Annotated in this window: 17 protein-coding genes; 15 read left to right on the top strand and 2 right to left on the bottom strand. The window is 68.3% G+C overall.

Annotated features, from left to right (window positions below):
- Window positions 1-244 precede the first annotated feature (244 nt).
- Window positions 245-5,440: an autotransporter domain-containing protein gene (locus AL072_RS17795; RefSeq protein ID WP_045582950.1), complete on the bottom strand. Its 5,196-nt coding sequence runs from the start codon at window positions 5,438-5,440 to the stop codon at window positions 245-247.
- A gap of 546 nt (window positions 5,441-5,986) precedes the next feature.
- Between AL072_RS17795 and AL072_RS17790 the strand changes: the two genes are divergently transcribed.
- From AL072_RS17790 to AL072_RS17770, 5 genes are read left to right on the top strand one after another with little or no spacing between them, the layout of a single operon-like run.
- The gene (locus tag AL072_RS17790) at window positions 5,987-6,490 is read left to right on the top strand and encodes an invasion associated locus B family protein (RefSeq protein WP_045582951.1); all 504 of its coding nucleotides are present in this window, start codon (window positions 5,987-5,989) and stop codon (window positions 6,488-6,490) included.
- A 7-nt stretch (window positions 6,491-6,497) separates the two neighbouring features.
- Window positions 6,498-7,571 (top strand): tetratricopeptide repeat protein, encoded by a 1,074-nt coding sequence (locus AL072_RS17785; protein WP_082109026.1) that lies wholly within the window; start codon window positions 6,498-6,500, stop codon window positions 7,569-7,571.
- Window positions 7,568-8,755, top strand: a complete 1,188-nt coding sequence (locus AL072_RS17780; protein ID WP_045582952.1) for a glycosyltransferase family 9 protein — start codon at window positions 7,568-7,570, stop codon at window positions 8,753-8,755. The genes AL072_RS17785 and AL072_RS17780 overlap by 4 nt, the downstream gene beginning before the upstream one ends.
- Window positions 8,752-11,166 (top strand): sensor histidine kinase, encoded by a 2,415-nt coding sequence (locus tag AL072_RS17775; protein ID WP_052710093.1) that lies wholly within the window; start codon window positions 8,752-8,754, stop codon window positions 11,164-11,166. Before AL072_RS17780 ends, AL072_RS17775 begins: the two co-directional genes overlap by 4 nt.
- Window positions 11,167-11,196: 30 nt before the next feature.
- On the top strand, window positions 11,197-11,904 hold the full coding sequence (locus tag AL072_RS17770; protein ID WP_052710094.1) for a response regulator transcription factor: 708 nt from the start codon (window positions 11,197-11,199) through the stop codon (window positions 11,902-11,904).
- Window positions 11,905-11,974: 70 nt separating this feature from the next.
- Here AL072_RS17770 and AL072_RS17765 read toward each other — a convergent pair whose 3' ends face one another.
- Window positions 11,975-12,697: a molybdate ABC transporter substrate-binding protein gene (locus tag AL072_RS17765; RefSeq protein WP_200909830.1), complete on the bottom strand. Its 723-nt coding sequence runs from the start codon at window positions 12,695-12,697 to the stop codon at window positions 11,975-11,977.
- A gap of 400 nt (window positions 12,698-13,097) precedes the next feature.
- On the opposite strand from AL072_RS17765, the gene AL072_RS17760 reads away from it, so the two are divergent.
- From AL072_RS17760 to AL072_RS17715, 10 genes are all read left to right on the top strand, one after another.
- Window positions 13,098-13,691: a flavin reductase family protein gene (locus AL072_RS17760; RefSeq protein WP_082109028.1), complete on the top strand. Its 594-nt coding sequence runs from the start codon at window positions 13,098-13,100 to the stop codon at window positions 13,689-13,691.
- 63 nt (window positions 13,692-13,754) lie between these two features.
- Window positions 13,755-15,266 (top strand): aldehyde dehydrogenase, encoded by a 1,512-nt coding sequence (locus AL072_RS17755; protein WP_045582953.1) that lies wholly within the window; start codon window positions 13,755-13,757, stop codon window positions 15,264-15,266.
- Between the two features lie 46 nt (window positions 15,267-15,312).
- Entirely contained in the window at window positions 15,313-16,428 is a 1,116-nt protein-coding gene (locus AL072_RS17750; protein ID WP_045582954.1) for an LLM class flavin-dependent oxidoreductase, read from the top strand.
- 2 nt (window positions 16,429-16,430) lie between these two features.
- On the top strand, window positions 16,431-17,258 hold the full coding sequence (locus tag AL072_RS17745; protein ID WP_045582955.1) for an alpha/beta fold hydrolase: 828 nt from the start codon (window positions 16,431-16,433) through the stop codon (window positions 17,256-17,258).
- Window positions 17,251-17,649 carry a carboxymuconolactone decarboxylase family protein gene (locus AL072_RS17740; protein WP_045582956.1) on the top strand — a complete coding sequence of 133 codons (399 nt, stop codon included), beginning with the start codon at window positions 17,251-17,253 and terminating at the stop codon, window positions 17,647-17,649. The genes AL072_RS17745 and AL072_RS17740 overlap by 8 nt, the downstream gene beginning before the upstream one ends.
- Window positions 17,646-17,960, top strand: coding sequence for an NIPSNAP family protein (locus tag AL072_RS17735; protein ID WP_045582957.1), 315 nt, complete (start codon window positions 17,646-17,648; stop codon window positions 17,958-17,960). Before AL072_RS17740 ends, AL072_RS17735 begins: the two co-directional genes overlap by 4 nt.
- Window positions 17,961-18,240: 280 nt before the next feature.
- The gene (locus tag AL072_RS17730; protein ID WP_200909828.1) at window positions 18,241-19,308 is read left to right on the top strand and encodes a quaternary amine ABC transporter ATP-binding protein; all 1,068 of its coding nucleotides are present in this window, start codon (window positions 18,241-18,243) and stop codon (window positions 19,306-19,308) included.
- Window positions 19,301-20,278 (top strand): ABC transporter permease, encoded by a 978-nt coding sequence (locus tag AL072_RS17725; RefSeq protein ID WP_045582959.1) that lies wholly within the window; start codon window positions 19,301-19,303, stop codon window positions 20,276-20,278. Before AL072_RS17730 ends, AL072_RS17725 begins: the two co-directional genes overlap by 8 nt.
- A 59-nt stretch (window positions 20,279-20,337) precedes the next feature.
- Window positions 20,338-21,378: a glycine betaine/L-proline ABC transporter substrate-binding protein ProX gene (proX, locus tag AL072_RS17720; protein WP_045582960.1), complete on the top strand. Its 1,041-nt coding sequence runs from the start codon at window positions 20,338-20,340 to the stop codon at window positions 21,376-21,378.
- A 104-nt stretch (window positions 21,379-21,482) separates the two neighbouring features.
- The gene (locus tag AL072_RS17715; RefSeq protein WP_245636835.1) at window positions 21,483-22,079 is read left to right on the top strand and encodes an amino acid synthesis family protein; all 597 of its coding nucleotides are present in this window, start codon (window positions 21,483-21,485) and stop codon (window positions 22,077-22,079) included.
- The last annotated feature ends 84 nt before the right edge of the window (window positions 22,080-22,163 follow it).

The raw sequence follows: 22,163 nt of genomic DNA, 5'->3' as shown, positions 1-22,163 counted from the left end.
CCTCGCGGGCGAGCCGGCGCCTGCGGGGCAAGGTCGGCGGACGTTAAAATGAACAAGGGGCGGCCGGAGCCCGGGGTTGATCCCCGGATCCCTGCCGCCCCCGTCCGCATCACTGCCAGGGCAATCGCTTGAAGGCCGCGCCGCTTACCCTGAGAAACCGAAGCACACCATTACCGACACGGACCGCAAGGTTCAGGGGGTGTCTGAAACACCCGCCGCCTTGATCCAGCCGGTCGCCTCGACCTCACCACGCCCACCGCAGCCCGGCGGAAACGGAATGGTTGGTGTCGTTGCGGCGGATCTCACCGACATATCCGACCTGCATCGACAGCCCCCGCGTCATCGTCATGCTGAGCCCGGCACCCAGCACGGCGGCGTCGCGCCCCGGCTTCCCGGCCTGTCCCACGGTGAAGCGCGCGCCGGCCAGCGACGCCGATGCCGTCGATCCCACGTCGCGCCAGTCATGCTCCCAGGCGATCAGGCCGGTCGGCTCCACCATCATGCCGTCCAGGTTCAGCCGCTTTCCGGCCCGCACACCGAACGAGCTGCGCACCGCGGTCTCCGACTCCTCCTCCTCCGTCAGGGCCAGCGCAGGCGTGCCGGTCTCGGTGAATCCATCCCGGTGCAGACGGTCCCAGCGCAGCCCGGCGCGCGGTTCGAGCCAGATGCCGCCCACCGCCATCCGAGTCCCCGCCGAGAGTTCGGCCGACAGCGAACGCCCATCCGTCTCGCCGGAGCCCGATCCGGCTGCCGTGCCGAAAGCGATCGGCCTGGATGCTTCCGTACGGCTGTAGCCGTAGCCGAGAGCGCCGTCGACGAAGAAGGAGCCCGGCATCCAGCTGCCGTACAGGGTCGCCTGATAGCTGTCCACGGTGCCGTCGCCCATCCCGTCGTCAGCCTTCACCCTGGTCCGCAGGAAGCCCAGCGCCATGCCCGCCCTGAAGGCCGGATCGAAGGCGTGATCGGTGCCGACCAGGAAGCCGCCGGTCAGGCGGGTGGCGGAACCATCGCCGCTGTTCCGTCCCGCCGCGACCATCGGACGGCCCCAGAAGCCGGTATCGCGCCCGGCAGTGCCGCCCTTGCCGCTGCCGGCTGCTTCCGGCAGGCCGGCGATGGAACGGGCCTCTCCGTCGAACACGAACTGCGCGACGCCGCCGACGCCTTCCGCCATGGCCGGACCGCCGCGCCCGGACGCCTGCCGCGCCTCGATGGCGCGGCCGAACATGCGGCGGTTGACCCGCTCGGCAGCCATCGTGTCGGCGTGGATGCGGCCCGAAAGCTGATCCAGGGCCGGGGCGATCCGGTCGCCCGCCAGGGGGTAGAGCGTGTCGAACAACGCCTGGGCCGAAGCGCCCGACGCCTGTCCGCCAGCCACCGGCCGGATGCTCTCCAGCGCGGCGCCGACGCTGCGCTGGTTGGAGGTCTGGCCCAGCCCTGCGGCGGCGAGGTTGGCGTAGCTGGCCGGGGTCGCCACCAGGGTCGCGGTGGTGACGCCATAGATCAGGTCGAGCCGCGTGCCCGCCGCCAGCCCGTCGGCCGGCTGGTCGAGCCGGTCGAAGCGGCCGGAAACGCCGCCGTCGGCCGTCACCACGGTGAAGCTCTGCCCCAGTGCCGGGGTGAAGCTATTGGTGGCGGAGCCGGCGATCCCGCGCAGGATCGGCGTCAGGCGGCCGCCGGCGGTGAAGGAAGCGCCCCGGACCACGACCTGATCGTGGTTGCCGGCTCCCGCCCCGGTGCCGGTGCCGTCGATCTCCGCCTGATAGACGGATCCGGCATTCAGGGTCACCGGAGCGGTGAAGACCAGCGTGCCAGGCGAATTGCCCGGCGCCAGGATGCCCGAGACCGAGGTGTCGCCGGAGATTCGGCCGCTGCCGCTCAGCGTCGCGCCGCCGGCAACCGTCACCTGGCCGTCGATCTCGCCGTTGACCTTGGCGGAGCCGCCATTGTCCACTGTCACCGCCCCGGCGATGGTGCCGCCATCGCCGACGACGACGGTGCCGCCGCTGACGGTGACCGGGGCTGCGATGTTGCCGCCCTGGCTGACGGTCACGCTGCCGCTGTTCTCCACCGTCACGGCGCCGGTGACGGCACCTCCGACGGTCACGCTGCCGCCGTCGACGGTGACGGGCCCCGAAACGCTGCCGCTGCTCGCGACCGTCAGGGAACCGGACCGGACGGCCAAGCCGCCGCTGTTGGAGACGCCGTTGGTGACGACCAGGGAACCGGAGCCGGTCACCGTGAGTTGCCCCGCTCCGCTCACCGGGCCGGACAGGGTCACGGTCGAGCCGTTGGGATCGACGACGCCGTTGGAGGCTTCGACCGTCACCGCCTGAGTCAGCGTCAGCGGCGCGCCCGGCTTCAGGGTGCCGCCGGCGAAGGTGACGCTGGTGGTCTGGAGCGCCCCGTCCTCGGCGGTGAAGGTCGGCTTGGAGGTGTCGATGACACCCGTGGTCGGGGTGGTGGGCGTGGTCGGGGTGGTGACGTCGGGCGTGGTCGGCGGCGTGACCACGGGCGGCGTCACCACCGGCGTGGTCACATCCGGCGGGGAGGGCGGGGAGGGCGGCGACGCGACGGACGCCACCAGGACCGTGTCGCTTGCGGTGATGGTGTAGCCGTTCATGTCCACCGATCCGACATAGGCGGAGCCGGTGGCGGCCGTCCAGGTCGCCGATCCGGTGCCGCTGACGGTGAAGGTGGTGCCAGTGAAATCGGCGGACGTTCCGCCGCCATTGCCGCGGATCAGGGCGATCTTCGTGCCGTTCGCGACGGTGCCGCCGTTGAGCGAGGGTGTGATGGTGACGGTGCCGGCGCCGGGCGCATAGTTGGCGGTGTTGGTGGTGTTGACGATGTAGCCGGAACCGGACGGGCCAATGGTGACGGTGATGGCGCCGGTGCCGGTCATGTTGCCGTTGACCGTCAGCGTGGAACCGCCGAGCGCGACCGTGCCGCTGTTGACGATCGCCCCGACCGTGCCGGTGCCGCTCAGCGTCGCGCCCGATGCGATGGAGACGGCGCCGATGGTGCCGGTCACATGCAGGGTGCCGGCGGTGATGCTGGTGCCGCCGGTGAAGCTGCTGTTGCCCGCCAGGGTCAGCATGCCGCTGCCTGCCTTGACGAAGCCGCCGGTGCCGGAAATCGTGCCCGACAGGCTGGTGTCGGTGGCGTCGCCCGCGGTCAGGGTGTTGCTGCCGAGCAGGACGTTGCCCGCGCCGGACAGCGCGCTGATGGTCTGGCTGACGTCGATCTTCAGCGCTGCGCCGGAGCTGACGGCCACGGCGCCGGTCGATGGCAGGGCGCTGGCCGCTGACAGCGTGCCGGCGGTGATGTCGGTGCCGCCGCTGTAGTCGTTGCTTCCTGCAAGCGTCAGCGTGGTGCTGGAGGTCTTCACCAGCTTGCCGCCCGTGCCGGAGATCGACCCGGTGATGGTGGTGCCGGCGAAGCCGCCGACCGTCAGGGTGTTCGCGCCGAGCAGGATGTTGCCGGCGCCGGACAGCGCGCCGATGGTCTCGCTGGCGGCGAGTTGGAAGGCGGCGCCGGTGTCGACCGTCACCGCCGCCGAATCCGGGAGCGCCGCGCCGCCGGCAGCCGTCAGCGTGCCGCCGGCGATGGTGGTGGCGCCGCTGAAGCTGTTCGTACCCGAAAGCAGCAGGGAACCGGCCCCATCCTTGTACAGCGCACCCGAGCCGGTGAGGCTCGACGCGATCGTCGCGCCGACCCCGCTGTCGGTGGTGATGGTGGAGGGCGACGCGGTCAGGCGGATGGTGCCGCCGGTGAGCAGATAGCCGTCGGTCGCGAAGGTCATCCCCGCCGCCGTCACCGACCCCGAAACGTCGACGGTTCCCGCCGTGCCCTGGAAGAACGGGGTGATGGTGGCGCCGGACAGGATGCCGTTGGTTGAGCCGTCGGCCTTCGTCCAGTTGGTGGAGGCGCTGCTCCAGGTTCCACTGCCGCCATCCACCGTGGCGTTGCCGGTATTGCCCCCGGTATCGCCGTCCCAGTAGAGCCTGCTGGTCGGCGTAAGCGTCACCAGCAACTGGTTCAGGGTTCCACTGATGGTGGTGTTGCTGGCGACGGTTCCGTCGAAGCCCGGTGCCGTCACGCTGACGCCGGTATAGTCTGTGCCGACGCTCGAGGCGCTGACGATGGTATAGGTACCGCTCGCCAGGGTTGGGCTTCCCGCCAAGGTCGTGCGTGCCGCCTCCATGACGATGGAGCCGTTGGTCAGAGTCGCCGCGCCGCTGACCGATAGCGCGCCATAGGTCGAGCTGTTGGTGACGCCGACGATGAGCGTCGCTGAACCCTGGTTGTAGGTACCGGTGATCGTCGTTGCGCGCTCGGTGTACAGGGTGCCGGTGTTGGTGACCGTGCCCGTCCCGGAATTGACGGAGATGTTGTTGTTCAGGAATGTGTTGCCGGCCAGGGTCAGGTCGCCGGTGGACGTGATGGTGCCGACGGAACCGATGCCAATGCGGCCGAGCAAGGAGCCATAGACCGTCCCCGTTCCGCCGGTGATGGTCAAGGCGCGCGTGCTGGCATTGTTGATGTTGCCGGCGAGCGTGCCGGTGTTGGCGATCGATGTCAGGGTGCCGTTGGCGCTGACATAGACCGATTGGCCGCCGCTGAATGAGCCTTGGATCAGGCCGCTGTTGATCAGCGTGCCGATCGCCCCGGTGGTGAGCCCGATGGCGGCGCCGGCCACGATTGTGCCGGTGTTGGTGAACGACGTGATCGCGGCGTCCGCGCCGCTGATGCCGACCGCGAAGGTGCTGGACGAGGAGTTGGGGGCGAAGGTGCCGCTGTTGGTGAACGACCCGATCGTTCCGCCCGACAGGGACATTAGTGCATTCGCGCCGCTGGTCACGCCTGCATTCACGACCGCGCCGATGGAACTGCCGGCACTCGTGACGAAACGGAAGGACGTGCCGCTTGGCGCCAGGATGGTTCCTGTGTTCGTGATCGTCCCGATGCTGACGACGCCGCTGACGTAGATACCATCGCTGAAAGTAGAAATCGTGCCGGAATTGCTGACCGTGCCGATGGTGCCGCTCATCACCGTGCCGCCGGAGACGAAGATCGAGCGGTTCGTGCTGTTGATGTATCCGCTGTTGTCGATCGTACCGACCGTCGCTCCGGAGACGACGGTCACGCCATAGGCTCCCGACAGGTATCCGAAGTTCACGATCGACCCGACCGTCCCGGCGGCGAGCACCGCACCTCCCGATGGTTGCGCGATGGTTCCGCTTGAGGTGATCGACAGGCTGTTGCCGGACGTGACCGTCTGGGTCGCGCTGAGGCTGGACGAGACGGTGGCGGTGCTCTGCGCCGCGGCCGGGGACGTCGCCATCGGCCCGAGGACGCCGAGCATGACGATCAGGGAGGCTCCGGTCAGAAGCGTCCGGCGGAGGGTGGCATGCCTGTGCGCGGGAACGGAGGACGTCATGGGCGTGGCTTTCGTGCTTCGGAGTCTTGACATCGGGCAACGACACGGCAGTCCGTCCCCCCGGGGAGGACGCGACGGAAGAACCCGCTCGGTGCGTGAGCGGGCGCGGACGATGAAGGAATGACGAAGGGCGCCGACTTGCCGCCGGCGCCCAGACTCAGCCGTGCCGGTCGCGGCCGCTGAGCGGACGGTTCGTGAAGCTCTTGCGAATGGCCGCCGCGATATCGCGCGTCCACCGGAATGAGGTTTCTGTCATGAACACACCGATAGGCTTGAGTCTGTGACCTCTGATTGCAGATGCGTCATTGAAAGGCGGGTGCCATTCGCTTTTATTCGATGTCTGCGTCGGATTTCCAGCAATAAATTCCGACAATCCGAATCAATTGGAGAGTTTGTCGATAAACATGTTAGTAGTGGCGCAGAAAAATTCTTTAACTTCTTATTTACAATGACGGTAATACACTGAAACAGTCTGAAAGATTTTGAAAGATTTCTCTCTTTCTCAGAGAAAGTCAAAAATCCTGTGCGAATTTCCGTGGAGTTGTGATGAACATCCTGAAGGGCGCCGGACTTGTCGGCTTGCTGGTCATCGCCGGAAGCACCGCCTTTGCGCAGGGGAAGCCGGGGGCGGAGGACGCCGCCTCTGCCCCCTTGTGGAGCAGGCAATGCGTGAAGGATGCTGACCGGGAGGTCTGCTATGTCGAGCAGTACGCCGTGGCGATGCCGGCGAACACCATCCTGCTGAACATCCGGCTCGGCTATTTCGGACCGGAGAACCGCCCCCGGATGATCGTGACGGTGCCGATCGGCGTGCTGTTGGGGCCGGGCCTGGGGATGTCGGTCGACGCCGGCAAGCCGGTCACGCTGCCGTTCGAGAGCTGCCAGCCCGGCGGCTGCCGGGCGGTGGTGGACATGGACCAGCCGACGCTGGATCAGATCCGGCGCGGCGCCCGGATGACCATGCGCTTCGTCGGTGCCGACCGGAACGCCCTGGACATCCCCGTATCGCTGAAGGGGGTGGATGCCGCCCTGAAGCAGCTGAGGAAATAGGGCGGCCATGGCACGAAAGACCAGCAAGCCGGGCAGGGCGGCGCGCGGCGGAGCAGCGGGCAGAGCGGTGGGCGGCCGCGGCGCGGCGCCACAACCACAGGTCATACCCGTGGAGACCGCCATCGACCTCGCCTATCGCCACTGGCAGGCGGGACAGGGTCAGGAGGCGGAAATCCTGTGCCGCGAGGTGCTGGCGGTCTGGCCGGGCCAATGCGATGCGCTGCATCTGCTGGGGCTGATCGCTCACGGTGCGGGCCGGATCGATCTGGCCATCGATCTGCTGACGCAAGCCGTCGCGGTGCCCGGAGCACCCGCCATGTATGCCAGCAATCTGGCCGAACTCTGCCGGCGCTGCGGTCGGCTGGCGGAGGCGGAACGGGCAGGGCGGCGCGCGGTGGCCACGGACCGGACGCTTGACGGCGCCTGGAGCAACCTGGGTATCATTCTCCAGCAGGCCGGCAAGCTTGCGGACAGCGCGCGCTGCCTGCAACGCGTGTTGGCGTTGGCACCCGATTTTGCGGAAGGTCACAATAATCTGGGCAATACCCTGCGCCTGCAGAACCGGTTTCCCGAAGCCGCCGCCCGTTATGACGCGGCGCTGGTCCTCAATCCGCATTATCCCGACGCCTGCAGCAACCTGGGCAGCCTGACCGCCGCCGCCGGGCGGCCGGACGAGGGCATGGCCCTGCTGCGGCGGGCTGTCGATCTCGCCCCCCATCTGGGCGATGCCTACATCAACGCCTCGGCGCTGGAGGGCGCACGCGGGCGCTGGAACGAGGCGCTGGACTGGCTGGAGGCCCTGCGCGACTTCGCCCCTCATCATCCCGGACTGCCGACCGGGCGGGCCAGGGCGCTGGCGCAACTGGGCCGCACCGACGAGGCGTCGGCCGAAGCGCGGCGGGCGCTGATCCTCCATCCGGCGGATGCCGATGCCCACCTCGTCCTTGGCCACCTCCCGAACGCCGCAGCAGGGCCGGACGGAGGTCGCAAGACCTTGAGGCGGGCGGCGGCGCTTGGCGGGCCGGCGGGGGATGCCGCCCGGACCGCGCTTGCCGAAACCGGGGAGCGCCGTTCGCCATGAGCGGTGCGGCAGAGCTGGAAGCGCAGGGTCATGCCCATCTGGCGGCCGGCCGGCCGGAGGAGGCCGAGCGCTGTGCCCGGCAGGCGCTGGCGGCCGGCGGCGGTGCCGTCAGCCTGTGGCATCTGCTGGCCGTAACGCTCCGTGTCCAGGGCCGTGTGACCGAATCGCTGAAGGTCTACACGCTGATGGTCGACCGTCTGCCCGGCAACCTGACGATCCGTTTCGAGCTGGCGGAACTGCTGCTGCTGCTGGGGGATTTCGAGCGTGGCTGGCGGGAATACCGCTACCGCTACAACATGGTCCACACCATGCCGCTCGAACGCAAGGTGCAGCGCCCGCGCTGGGACGGTCGGCCGATCCCGGACAGGACGCTGCTGATCCACGACGAGCAGGGCTATGGCGACACCTTCCAGTTCCTGCGCATGGTTGCCTGGGCCAAGCGGCGCAGCCAGGCGCGCATCGTTCTCCAGATCAACCACGAGCAGGTCAGCTTCGCACGCCGCCTGAAAGGCATGGATTGGGGTGGGGCCGATGCGCTCGTGCTGCGCGGCGTCCTGCCGCCGCCCTTCGACGCCCATTGCGAAATGATGAGCCTGCCGATGGCGATGGGGTTGCAGTTGTCCGACCTGCCCAACCAGGACCGGGGCTGGACCCCCTATCTGACCCCCGATCCGGCACGGGTGAAGCGGTGGGGCAGGCGGCTCAAATCCCTGCCGCGCCCGCTGGTCGGGCTGGTGTGGGCCGGTCGCCCGACCCACCTCAACGACGCGAACCGGTCGATGTCGCTGGAGCGGCTGGCACCGCTGGCACAGACCGGCGCAACCTTTCTCGCGCTGCAAAAGGGGCCTGCCGCAGACCAGGCGTCTTCTCCGCCGCCGGGAATGCGGATCGAACGCCTGTCCGACGCGATCGCCGATTTCGAGGACACCGCCGCCATTCTGACCCATGCTGACCTGCTGGTTTCGGTCGACAGCGCCCCGGTCCATCTGGCGGGCGCGCTCGGCCGGCCGGCCTGGGTGATGCTGCCCCATGTGCCGGACTGGCGCTGGCTGCTGGAGCGGGACGACACCCCCTGGTATCCGACGGTTCGTCTGTTCCGGCAGCCGGCGCGCGGCGACTGGGACAGCGTGATCCGGGACATCGCCGGGACCCTGCGCGGACTGGGAGGGGGACGGCGCGGATGATCCGATGCCGGATCGCGACAGGCGGGCGGCTGGCCCTGTGGGCCGTGCTGTGGGCCGTCCTGTGGCTGGCGCTGTCCGCTGCGGCGGTGCGGGCGGACGCCGTTCTGGTCGACGGGCGCGACCGCGTGGAATTGTCGGACTTTGCCATGCTGCGCGATCCCGGCCGCAGCCTGTCCATCGACGATTTGCGCAATCTTCAGGATGCCGACCCGTTCACCCCGTCCGCTCCATTGTCGCAGGATTACAGCCTCGGCATCACCAGCGACGCCTTGTGGCTGCGCACCGGCATCGATGTCGCCCCGCAGGGGGGCGGGCGGCACGTCCTCACGTTGGCCGTCCCCAATTTCGACCGGATGGAGGTGTGGGGATCCTGGAACGCGGCATCCGAGCCGATCGCCGTTCTGGGCGACCATGAGCCGCGGTCGCTGCCGCTGCGCCGGAACGCCGCGCTCATCGATCTGCCGGCCGGGCATCACACCCTGTGGTTCCGCAGCATCACCAGCGGGTCGATGGCCGTGCCGCTCGACCTGTGGCGGCCTGCCGCCCTGATACGGACCGAGCAGATCGAGAATCTGATCCATGCCGCCCTGGTCACCGTGGTCCTGCTGCTGGGCGGCAGCGCGGTGGTGCTGGCGGTGGCGCTTCCCAGCCTGTCGCTCGCCTTCTATGGCGTGTCGGCTTTCGCGACCGCTGGGCACATCCTGGCGATGAACGGACTCGATGCGCTGGTATGGGGGCGGCATCTGCCGATCGGTGGCCAGAATCCCTTCGTCTGGCTGGTGGTTTCGGGGGTGTTCGGCATCGCTTTCCTGTTCGCGGCTCTGCCGGTGCGGCGCGGCGCCCGCTGGGTCGTTCCGGTTCTGGGAGCGCCCGTCCTCCTCGGCCTTGCGCTGCTGATCGTCTATGACCTGTTCGTGGAGGGTGACCTGGAGGTGGACGTGATCCTGCGTCCCCGCAACCTGACCTTGCTGATCCTGGTGGCAGGGCTGGCCGCCAGCATCCAGTCCTGGCTGGCCGGATACCGCGCGGCGCGCTACATGATCGCCGGCTGGGCGGTGCTGGCCGCCGGGAACGTCCTGACGGCGCTGCGCAATGCCGGGGTCGTGCCGTGGACGGACGCCACCTATTACCTGCCGGTCTATGCGCCGATGGCGGAAATGCTGTTCTTCGGCGCCATGAAGGCGGCGCGGCTGCGCCTGCTGCGGGTGGAGAAGGACGAGGCGCAGCGCGCCCTGGTCACCGCCCTGCGCCGCAACGAGGCCGAGCTGGGAGAGCGGGTGGCCGTGCGCACGGCGGCACTCGATCGGGCCAATGCGGCGTTGCGGGACCGTGAGACCCAGCTTCGCCAGATGCTCGAGGCCGTGCCGCTCGCCATCATCCTGGCCCATGCGGTGCGCTCGACCCCGCTCTACGCCAACCGGCGAGCAAGGGACCAGTTGGGGGGCAGCGATCTCTACCATGACCCGGGCGATCGCGACTGGCTGCTGGACCTGCTGGAGCGCGAAGGACGGGTGGAAACCGCCGAAGTCGAGATGCTCGATGGCGGCGGCAACCGGTTCTGGGCGCTGGTGTCGATGGTGCCCATCGATTACGAGGGCCAGCCGGCCCGGCTTCTCGCCGTCAACGACATCACCGGCCGCAAGCAGCTGGAACAGGAGTTGACCAAGGAGAAGGAAATCGCCGACGCCTCCGTCGCGCTGGAGCGGGCGGCCCGCGAAGCGCAGCGCCAGTTCCTGGCAATGATCAGCCATGAGTTCCGCACGCCGCTGGCGGTGATCAGCACGGCCGCGCAGAACATGGGGTTGACCGCCGAGGACGAGGCGACACGACAGCGTCTGCAGCGGATCGAACGGTCGGTGCGGCACATGAACGGCATGATCGACGCCTGCCTGCTGGATGACCGGATCGAGGGGGCCGGGCTGATGCTGCGCACCAACCTGTTCGATTCCGGGGCGCTGGTCAGCCGGATCGCCGAAGCGGCGCAGGCCGCCGCGCCGCACCATCGGTTCCGCGTCGCGGCCGAAGGGGTGTGGGATCTGACCGGCGACGAGCAGCTTCTCGGCATCGCGCTGTCCAACCTGATGGAAAATGCCGTGAAATATTCTCCTCCGAACAGCGTGATCGAGGTCGTGCTTCGGCGGGACGGCGATTCCGCTGTCTTCTCCGTCGCCGACCGGGGACCGGGCATCCCCGAAGGCGAGCGCGAGCGCATCTTCGAGAAATACTTCCGCGGCATCGGAACGGGACGCATTCCCGGTGCGGGACTGGGACTGCATCTGACCCGCAACATCGTGAGCGCGCATGGCGGTACGGTCGGCGTGCGGAACCGGCCCAACGGCGGTGCGCTGTTCACCATCCGGCTGCAGCTTCGGGATCCTGCGCCATCCGATGTCGGCGAGGCGTTCGCCTGAGCGGTTTCAGGACAAGAGGGGTGGGTCTGGATGGGCAAAACGGAAGGGCCGCTGGCGATGCTGGATGTTCTGGTTGTCGAGGATCACGTCGATCTGGCGGAGGAGGTCGTCTCCTACCTCCGGGCGCGCGGCATGACCGTGCGGGCCGCCGACAGCGGGCGGACGATGGATCAGGCCATCGCCGAGCGCCGTCCCGATGTGATCCTCCTCGATCTCGGCCTGCCGGAGGAGGACGGCGTGTCCATCGCCCGGCGGCTGGCCGCCGGCGTGCGGCCCGGCGATCCCGGTTTCGGCGTGGTGGTCATCACCGCACGCGGCCGCGTGGAGGATCGCATCCTGGGCCTGAACGCGGGGGCAGATATCTATCTGGTCAAGCCGCTGGACATGCGTGAGCTGGAGGCGGCGATCGGTGCGGTCGTACGGCGGCGTGGCGGTGGTGCCCCGCTCGCCGCGCGCCCCTGGCGCCTGGAAACCTCCCGCTGGCGCCTGCTGACGCCGGGAGGCACGGCGGTTTCGCTCAGCGACGTCGAGGTGCGTCTGCTGACCCCGTTCTTCGATGCCCCGGAATCGGTGATCGAGCGCCGGGTGCTGGCCGACCGCCTCGCGGTCGACGACCGGGGGATCGACCTGCTGGTGCATCGGCTCCGCCGGAAGGTGGAAAGCGAGGCTGGCGAAATCCTGCCGTTGCGGACCCTCCGCTCCCGCGGCTACGCCTTCGCCGCGCCGGTCGCACCGTGACGGTGCCCGCCCGCTTCTGGACCCGGGCGCCCATGGTCGACCCCGAAGGGCTGCCGGGCCGCGGCGAGGCTTATGGATTGGAGAAGCCGTAGCGTTCCAGCGCGGCTTGGCCGGCGGGCGAGAGGATGTAATCGGCGAATGCCTCGCCGCGCGCGGAGGCCGGGCCGTTGAGCACGGTCAGCCCATACTCCGCCTCGACGGCCAATGGCTCCGGCAGTGCCACGAGCTTCAGCGCCGGCACCTCGCAGATTGCCAGCTGCGCGTTGGTGCGATAGGTCAGGAACAGATCGGCGTGCCGGCCTTCCATGAGCCATCCATAGGGATTGCGGTCCTTCGGCGGTATCGGGATCGCAGGCGTTCCGCCGGCCAGCCGCAGGGCCTTGCCGTCGAGGATACGGTGGCTGCCCGGCTGGAGACGCTCGGCCTTGCGGAACATCGCCCAGGCGTAATCTCCCGAAGGATCGGCCTTCGGCGTCGATGTGCCGACCCGGATCGCCGGATCGAGCATGCGCTCGAGCAGGGTGTCCGGCGTCACCTCCACGTCGGGCTGCACGAGGGCGCACAATTGGTTGCGCGCGAAGACCCGGACCGGGCCGGACCTGCCCCCGCCGTTGAGAATGGCTGGATGCTCCATGTTGGCCGAGGCGAACAGGCCGCCCGGCCCGTCGCGTTCGAGACGCTCGCGGAGCAGTCCCGACGGACCGAATGAGCATTCGACCGGCACGCCGCTGGACAAGGCGTAATCCGTGGCCGCCTCGACGAACGCGGCCTTGAGGCTGCCGGCGGCGAACACCCTGACCGGTTCCTGTTCGCCGTATCCGCCACCGACCAGTCTTTCGAACGGCACCCCGGCGATTCCAGGGGAAGGGTTGGTCCTGTGTGGTATCTGAGGGCTCCTTCGAACTGACATGGGGGGCCGGCCATCCTCCCGGACCAGCCGAAGGCAATGGAGGAGCCGGATCGACACGCCATCGTGATCGTCTCTATATTCGGACGAACATAAGGATGCAAGTTTCGCCAAGCTTCGGACGATGTGGACCGGACAGGCACCGCGGATACCAGCGGCCATCATCAATGACTGCTGGTATTGCGCCGTTTCGATGGGACAAAACGTCGCATCATCCGCCGTGCCGGAGGAAGATGGCCGGGCCCGACCGGCGTAGCCTCGTCTTCGTAACGGAAGGGAGGTTGACGTGTCATTCGCTGCGAATGAACCATCGCCGATCAATCAAAGAGACCTTAGAAACGCCTTCGGCACGTTTCTGACCGGCGTCACGGTCGTCACCGTCGTTGACGAAGATGGGATTTCCCGGGGAATCACGGCGAATTCCTTCACATCCGTTTCGCTCGATCCTCCTTTGCTTCTCGTCTGCATCGGCAACCGATCGTTCAGTTTTCCGGCTTTCTGCAGCGCTCCGGCCTTCGCCGTGAATCTGCTGCATGAGGGACAGGCCGACCTCTCCACCCTTTTCGCCTCCCGGACGCCCGACAAATTCCGCTCGACCGCTTTCGGCGCCCGGCACACCGGTGCACCGGTCCTGGCCGATTGCCTCACATGGTTCGATTGCACGGTGCATGACCGGGTCATGGCCGGGGACCATTTGGTTCTCATCGGCCGGGTGCAGGCCTTCGGCACCAGCCCGGCGGCTCCGCTCGGCTTCTGCCGCGGCCGGTATGCGGCGGTGCGCGAACCGGCGCCCTACGGCCTCCCCGGCGATGGGGAGCGGCTGGCGACGATCGACGGCCGCGCGTCCCCCAGGCCCAGCGCCTTCGCCGAAAACGGCTGAGTTCTCCGCGCGATTGTTCTCCACGCGATTCTCCCACGCCCCCTTACAGAACGCGAGACCGCGATGCACACCACCTGCAGGTCGCTCGAAGGCAGCCGCCGCGCCCTCCATATCGGCGGACGGTTCGTGGAACCGAAAAGCGGCCGCTATATCCCAAGCTACGATCCCACCACCGCCGAGCCCTGGTACGAGCTGGCCGACGCCGGCCCCGAGGACGTCGACGACGCGGTCGCCGCGGCGCGGGCGGCCTTCGTCGATCCGGCGTGGCGGCGGATGACGCAGAGCGACCGCGGCAAGCTGGTGCGCCGCCTGGCCGAGCTGATCCTCGTCAACGCCGAGGAACTGGCGCTGATGGAAACCCGCGACAACGGCAAGCTGATCAAGGAGATGCGCGCCCAGATGCGCGCCATGCCCGACAGCTACACCTATTTCGCCGGGATGGCCGACAAGCTGCAGGGCGACACCATCCCGGTCAACAAGCTGGACATGTTGAACTTCAACCTGCGCGAGCCGCTGGGCGTTGTCGGCATGATCACGCCGTGGAACTCGCCGCTGATGCTGCTGACCGGCACGTTGGCGCCTTGCCTCGCCATCGGCAACACGGTGGTCATCAAGCCGTCGGAACACGCCACCGCCTCCACCCTGGCGCTGGCCGAGCTGGTCGCCGAGGCCGGCTTCCCGGCCGGCGTCGTCAATGTGGTGAGCGGTGCCGGCGCCACCGCGGGGGAGGCGCTGACCCGCCATCCCGGCATCGCCAAGATCGTCTTCACCGGCAGCACCCAGACGGGCAGCCGGATCGCCGCCAACGCCGCCGGCAACCTCGTGCCCTGCCAGATGGAGCTGGGCGGCAAGTCGCCCCATGTCGTGTTCGGCGATGTCGACATCGAGCGGGCGGTGAACGGCGTGGTCGCCGGGGTCTTCGCCGCCGCCGGGCAGACCTGTGTCGCCGGGTCGCGCTGCTTCGTCGAAGCCTCCATCTACGACCGCTTCGTCGAGGCACTGGTGGCGCGCACCGGTCGCATCGCCGTCGGCCATCCGATGGAGGAGGGCACCGACATCGGCCCGCTCGCCCTGTCGCCACAGCTCGCCAAGGTCGAGGAATATGTCGCCTCCGGACAGCGAGACGGAGCCCGGCTGGCGGCCGGCGGCCGGCGGCCCCAGGCGGCCGGGCTCGACCGGGGCTGGTATTTCGAGCCCACCGTGCTGGCCGATGCCCGCAACGACATGGGCTTCATGCGCGACGAGATCTTCGGTCCGGTGGTCGGCGTGGTGCCCTTCGCCTCGGAAGACGAGATGATCGCCATGGCGAACGACACCCGCTATGGCCTCGCGTCGGGCATCTGGACCGGCGACATCGACCGCGCGATGCGCTTCGCCACCCGGATCGACGCCGGCACCGTCTGGATCAACACCTACCGCGCCGCTGCCTACATGTCGTCGAACGGAGGCTTCAAGCAGAGCGGCTACGGCCGGCGCGGCGGATTCGACGTGATGCGCGAGTTCTCGCGGTCGAAGAACGTCGTCATCGATTATTCCGGCGCCATGCAGGACCCCTTCGTCATCCGGCTGCGCTGACCCGCCCCGACCGGGCTTCTCCTCCCCCGAGCAAAAGGACAAGGACATGAAGTTCGCCGTCGCGCTTTCCATGGAGCGCTTTTCACCGGACACGCCGATGAGCGACGTGACCAGCACCATGCTGGAACTGGTGAAGATGGCCGACCAGGGCGGCTTCGAGACCCTGTGGACCGCCGAGCACCACACCATCGAGTGCACGATCTCACCCAACCCCTTCACCATCCTGACCTGGCTCGCCCAGCACACCGAGCGCATCCGGCTCGGCACCGCCACCATCGTCGCCCCCTACTGGAGCCCGATCCGGCTGGCCGGGGAGGCGGCGCTGTGCGACCACCTGACCGGCGGTCGGCTGGAGTTCGGCATCGCCCGCGGCGCCTACCAGTACGAGTTCGACCGCATGGCCGGCGGCATGCCCCAGCTGGAGGGCGTCGCCTACATGAAGGAGCTGGTGCCGGCGGTGCAAAAGCTGTGGGAAGGCGACTATGCCCATGACGGGCATTACTGGAAGTTCCCGCTGGCGACCTCCGTTCCCAAGCCGCTTCAGGCGCCGCACCCACGCATCTGGGTGGCTGCGCGCGATCCCGGCACCTTCGACTGGGCGGTCGGCATCGGCGCCAGCATCCTGTCGACGCCGCTGGCGGCGCCGGCCGGCGAGATCGCCGTGCTGGGCGAGAAGTTCCGCAAGGCGGTGGCCGACCATCCGGAGGTGCCGCGCCCGCGCTTCATGATGCAGCGCCGCACCTGCTGCTATGACCGGCCGGAGGAGGCCGAACTGGCGGTGCGGCACAGCATCGACTATGGCCGCAGCTTCGAGAACCTGTTCCAGAACATCGGCACGGTGACCAACGGCTTCCCGACCGCCGTCTCTTACGAGAGCGTTGCCGGCCGTGAGAATTACAAGCCGGAGAATGTCTTGAAGAACCTCATGTTCGGCACGCCGGACGAGGTGATCGGGAAGCTGCTGGATTATGAGGCGGCGGGCGTCGACCAGTTCTCGCTCGGCCTGTCCTTCAACCTGCCCGTCGAGTTGCAGCGCAAGACGCTCGACCTGTTCAGTCGCGAGGTGCTGCCGGTCTTCGCCGCCCGCGAGCGCGACCTCCGGCGCGAGGAGGAGCGTCGCATCGCCGCCGAGCCGCTGCGCATGGCCGCGGCGGGACGCTGACCATGGCGGACTCCCGTCATTTCACGGTGGGGCCGGTGACGCTGAACCACCGGCTCGACGGCCGGGGGCCGGAACCGCTGGTCTGTGTCCACGGTGTCGGCTCTTACCTGGAGGCCTGGAGCGGCGTGGTGGAGCGGCTTGCCGACCGTTTCACCATCCTGACCTTCGACCTGCGCGGCCATGGCCGGTCCAGCCGCATCAAGGGCCGTTACGAGATCGACGACATGGTCGGCGAGACGCTGGCGCTGGCCGGCCATGTCGGCTTCGACCGCTTCAACCTCGCGGGATTCTCGCTCGGCGGCCTGATCGCTCAACGCCTGACCCTGGTCCATCCGGAACGCGTGAAGCGTCTCGTGCTGCTGTCCACCGTCGCCGGCCGCAACCCGGAGGAGCGCCGGCGGGTGCTGGACCGGCTGGCGGCGCTCCAGGCCGGGCAGCCGGGCTCGCACTATGACGCCTCGCTGTCGCGCTGGCTGACCGAGGGCTTCCAGGAGCGCAACCCGGACCTGATCCGGGTGCTGCGGCAGCGCAACGCGGAGAACGATCCGGACTGCTACGCCGCTGCCTACCGCATCCTGGCGGAGACGGATTTCGGTGGATTCCTCGACCAGATCCGCTGCCCGACCCTGATCGCCACCGGGGAGGACGACATCGGCTCCAACCCGCGGATGGCTCAAACCATGCACGAGCGCATTCCCGGTTCGGAGCTCCGCATCCTGCCCGGCCTGCGCCACTCGATCCTGATCGAGGCCCCGGACGCGGTGGCGGACCTGATGGGCCGCTTCCTGACCACCACCGACCAACCGAAGGAGATGCCGAGCCATGGATGACGCCCTGCAACGGGCCGGCGAACAGGTGCGGCGCGACGTGCTCGGCGACGCCTATGTCGACCGCGCGATGGCTGCGGCCGACGAGTTCTCCCGCCCCTTCCAACGGATGGTCAACGAATATTGCTGGGGGCAATGCTGGGCGGACGACGCGCTCGACCGCCGCCAGCGCAGCCTGCTGAACCTTGGCATGATCGCGGCACTGGGCCGCATGCACGAGTTCGAGCTGCACCTGCGCGGTGCTATCCGCAACGGCCTTACCGACGCCGAGTTGCAGGCGGCACTGATCCAGATCGCTGTCTATTGCGGGATCCCGGCGGGGGTGGAGTGCTTCCGCATCGCCCGCAAGGTCCGCCAGGAGATCGCCGAAGAGGGCAGGGGAGACACGCCATGATCGTCGAGGAACGCATCTACCGCATCCGCTCCGGCAAGCTGCGCGACTATCTGGCGCTCGTGCAGAACGAGGGACTGGCGATCCAGCAGCCGATCCTCGGCACCCTGATCGGCTATTTCGTCAGCGAGATCGGCCCGCTCAACCATGTCGTGCACATGTGGGGCTATGCCGATTTCGAGGACCGGACCGTTCGCCGCCAGCGGCTGTCGGAGGATCCGCGCTGGCAGGCCTTCATTCCCAAGCTGGCGGCGCTGATCGAGACGGCGGAAAACCGCATCCTGTTGCCGACCGCCTTTTCGCCCCTGAAGTGAGGCAGGCCTTGCTGCGTTCCGCAGGAGGTTGAAACTTGCAATTCCTCCGTTTCGGCGGAAGACAGGAAGACATCCGAGCCTTCCTAATGACAAGAAGTAAAAATCTTTAGAGACAGGGAAAGCCCACCGAACACAACGATGGGAGAGGGTTGTGACCGAACGACTGAGGGTTGAGAATCTCTATAAAGTCTTCTCGAAATCTCCCGAACCGGCCCTGCGGATGCTGAAGGCCGGCGTCAAGAAAACCGAAGTGCTGGCAAAAACCGGAATCGTTGTAGGGTTGAGTGACGTTTCACTGTCGGTTCCGACCGGTGGCATCTACATGGTGATGGGGTTGTCCGGGTCCGGGAAATCGACCCTGGCGCGCTGCATCAACCGTCTGAACGAGCCGAGCGCCGGCCGGATCCTGCTGGACGGCCGCGACATCGTCGCCGCCGGCGAGGCGGAACTGCGCGAGATCCGCCGCAAGCGAATCTCCATGGTGTTCCAGCATTTCGCCCTGCTGCCGAACCGTACCGTCGCCGAGAACACCGAATTCGGCCTGAAACTCCAGGGGGTATCCCCGCAGGTCCGGCGCCGCCGGGCGGAAGAGGTGCTGTCGATTGTCGGGCTGGCCCGCTGGGGCAACCATTACCCCCACGAGTTGAGCGGTGGCATGCGCCAGCGGGTCGGGCTTGCCCGCGCGCTCGCCACCGACGCCGACGTGCTGATCATGGACGAGGCCTTCAGCGCGCTCGACCCGCTGATCCGCACCGAGATGCAGGACGAGCTGCTGCGCCTCCAGCGCACGCTGAAGAAGACCATCCTGTTCATCACCCACGACTTCCAGGAAGCGCTGAAGCTCGGCACCCGGATCGCCATCATGGCCGACGGCGAACTGGTCCGCGAAGGCACGCCCCAGTCGATCGTTCTCGACCCCGGCAGCGACTATGTCGCCGCCTTCACCCGCGAGGTCGACCGCTCGCGCTTGTTCGACGCGCGGTCGGCAATGATCCCGGTGGCCCCGGTTCAACTGGCAGGCGGCCTGTGCCTCGCCGAGACCGGCGACGGCGCCGGCCTGGTGCTGGACGACGGCGGTCATGTCGTCGGGGCACTGGATGCCGCCGCGCTGCGGGACCTGCGCGACGGGATTCCGTTCACGGACTCCGGCTCCGGCACCTTGCGCAAGGACTTCGTCACGGTGCGCGAGCGGGACAGCCTTCTCGACGCCGCCCGAGCCCACCGGGCCGGCCGGCCGATGGCGGTGGTCGATGACGAGGGCAGGCTGATCGGCACGCTGGCCGCCGACAGCATCCTGGCGGGCATCGCCGCCGCCCCTCCTCAAACCGCAGGAGGCCTGCATGCTTGACGCCGACGACCTGAACGTCTTCCCGGTCGAAAGCTGGATCCAGGACGGCGTCGCCTGGATCGCGTTGAACCTGCGTCCGCTGTTCCTCGCCATCAAATGGCCGGTCGAGTATGTCCTGACCCTCAACATCTACCTTCTGCAGGAAATCCCCTTCCTCGCCTTCCTGGTGCTGGCGGTGCTGCTGGCCTGGCGGCTGGCCAGCCTGGGAGTGGCCTGTTTCACCGCCATCGCCCTGGTCGCCATCGCGGCGCTGGGGTTGTGGTCGGAAGCGATGACGACCCTGTCGCTGATCACCACCGCCATCGTCATCTGTGCGGTGGTCGGCATCCCGATCGGCATCGCCTGCGCCCGCAGCGACCGGATATGGGGCGTGGTCCGACCGGTCCTCGACATCATGCAGACCACCCCGACCTTCGTGTATCTGGTGCCTGTGGTGATGCTGTTCGGCGTCGGCACCGTGCCGGGCGAGGTGGCCGTGGTGACGGCGGCGGCCCCGCCGCTGATCCGCTTCACCAACCTCGGCATCCGCATGGTCGAGACCGAGATGGTCGAGGCCGGCCTCGCCTTCGGCGCCACCAAGCGGCAGCTCCTGTGGGAGGTCCAGCTTCCGCTGGCCGTGCCGACCATCCTCGGCGGCCTGAACCAGACGGTGCTGACCGCGATGGTCATGTCGGTCGTCGTCGCCATGATCGGGGCGGAAGGGCTGGGGCTGGTGGTGCTCCAGGGCCTCGGGCGGCTCGACGTCGGCCGGGCCGCGGTGGGCGGCATCGCCATCGTCCTGCTGGCGATGATGCTCGACCGCATCACCCAGAAGCTGGCCCAGCCCGGCGGCCCCGGCGGGCGCCCGCTGCTCCGCAGCCTGCGCGCCCTCGTCGGCTTCGGCCGGCTGGCGGAGGACAAGCCCGTCGGTAGGCAGGCCGTTGCAAATCCGGCCATTTCCGGTCCGGCCGTGGCCAACCCCGACCAGTGATCCCTACCCGGGCCCCGATCCGCAAGAGTTCCGTCCCGACCCCGTTCGAGGAGACCGCCATGTCCCTTTTCACTGCCAGATCCGTCCTCAAATCCCTATCCGTCGCCGCCCTCCTCGCTGCGGCCTGCGTCCAGCCGTCGCTGGCGGCCGACCAGCCCGGCAAGGGCAAGACCATCCGCTACGCCCAATCGGACAGCCTGGGCGCCAACTACGTCACCGCGCAGATCGTCTCCGCCGCCTTCAAGGAGCTGGGCTACTCGGTCAAGCTCAGCACGCTCAGCACGACCCTGTTCTTCCAGGCGGCGGCGCAGGGCGACCTCGACATCGCCACCGACATCAACTTCCCCCAGCGCGAGCCCGCTTTCCGCAAGGTGGAGCAGCAGGCGATGATCGTCGGCGGCGGCCTGATCAAGGAGGGCGGCGTCAACGGCTACCTGATCGACAAGAAGACGGCCGACGCCCACCACATCACCTCGCTGGAGCAGATGAAGGATCCGAAGATCGCGGCGCTGTTCGGCAAGGGCGGCAAGGCGGATCTGGTCAACTGCGATCCCGGCTGGAGTTGTGGCGACGTGGTTGACTACCAGCTCGACAAGTTCGGCCTGAAGGACACGGTGACCTCCGTCCGCGGCAAGTACGAGCCGCTGATGGTCGAGGCGGTCGCCCGTGTCCGCCGCGGCGATCCGGCCTTCTTCTATGCCTGGAGCCCGTCCTGGGTCACCAACACCCTGGTCCCCGGCAAGGACGTCGTGTGGCTGCCCACCCCGTTCGACGCCCTGCCGCCGTCGGTGCCCAACAAGGGCACGGCGCTCGTCAAGGGCGTGTCGGGCTGCGCCGGCGGCGCCGATCCCTGCCGGATGGCCATGGCCTCGTGGAACTGGAGCACCGTCGCCAACCGGGAGTTCGTCGCCGCCAACCCCGCAGTGAAGGCGTTGGTCGAGTCCATCGGCTTCCCGTTGCAGACCTGGGCCGGCTGGGAACGCGCCATCAGCGAGAAGGGCGCCAGCGAGAGCCACATCCGCGCGCTCGCCCAGGACTGGCTCTCCGCCAACAAGCCGACCTTCGAGCAGTGGATCGCCAGCGCCAGGGCGGCAAGCTGAGGCGCCACGCGAGCCCCACTCGCGAAGCCGCCGGCCGGGCCCCCAGGTCCGGCCGACATGGTCCGGCAGGCGCCGGGACCGGAACCAGGAAAATCGGACAGGACATGATGGACATCGGACTGCGCAAGATTTCCACCTTCATCGAGGAGACCATCGTCGAGGGCGGCAAGCCGGCCGAACGGCCGATCACCTCGGTCGTGGTCGCCGCCGTGCTGCGCAACCCCTGGACCGGCCAGGGCTTCGTCGAGAATCTTCGGCCGGAGATCCTGCGCGTGGCGCCGGTGCTGGGGGCCGAGATGACGCGGCGCCTCGTCGCCCTGATGCCGGCCGGGCGCATCCAGGCCTATGGCAAGGCCGCTTCCGTCGGCGTCAACGGCGAGATCGAACACGCCTCGGCCCTGATCCACACGCTGCGCTTCGGCAACATGTTCCGCGAGGCGGCGCAGGGGACCACCTTCCTCAGCTTCACCAACACCCGCAACGCCCCGGGTGCGCTGCTCGCCCTGCCGATGATCCACAAGACGGAGACCGGCAAGCGGGCGCATTTCCTGACCGCCAACTTCCAGGTTCCCGACGCTCCGGGCCCCGACGAGCTGCTGGTCGCCATCGGCGCGTCGGACGGCAGCCGCGCCCACCCGCGCATCGGCGACCGTTTCCTTGACATGGAGGAGATGGAGGCCGAAAAGGCCGGCGCCCGCTGACGATTCCGGCAGCCGGCGCCGCCATCCTCCGGACCGGGCCGCCCCCGGCATGAAACCAATGGCTCTTCCGATATGCCGCTGCAA

It is taken from the genome of Azospirillum thiophilum (assembly GCF_001305595.1).
Taxonomy (GTDB): Bacteria; Pseudomonadota; Alphaproteobacteria; order Azospirillales; family Azospirillaceae; genus Azospirillum; species Azospirillum thiophilum.
Note: the sequence above shows the minus strand (reverse complement) of the source record. Positions and strands in the feature narration are given on the sequence as shown.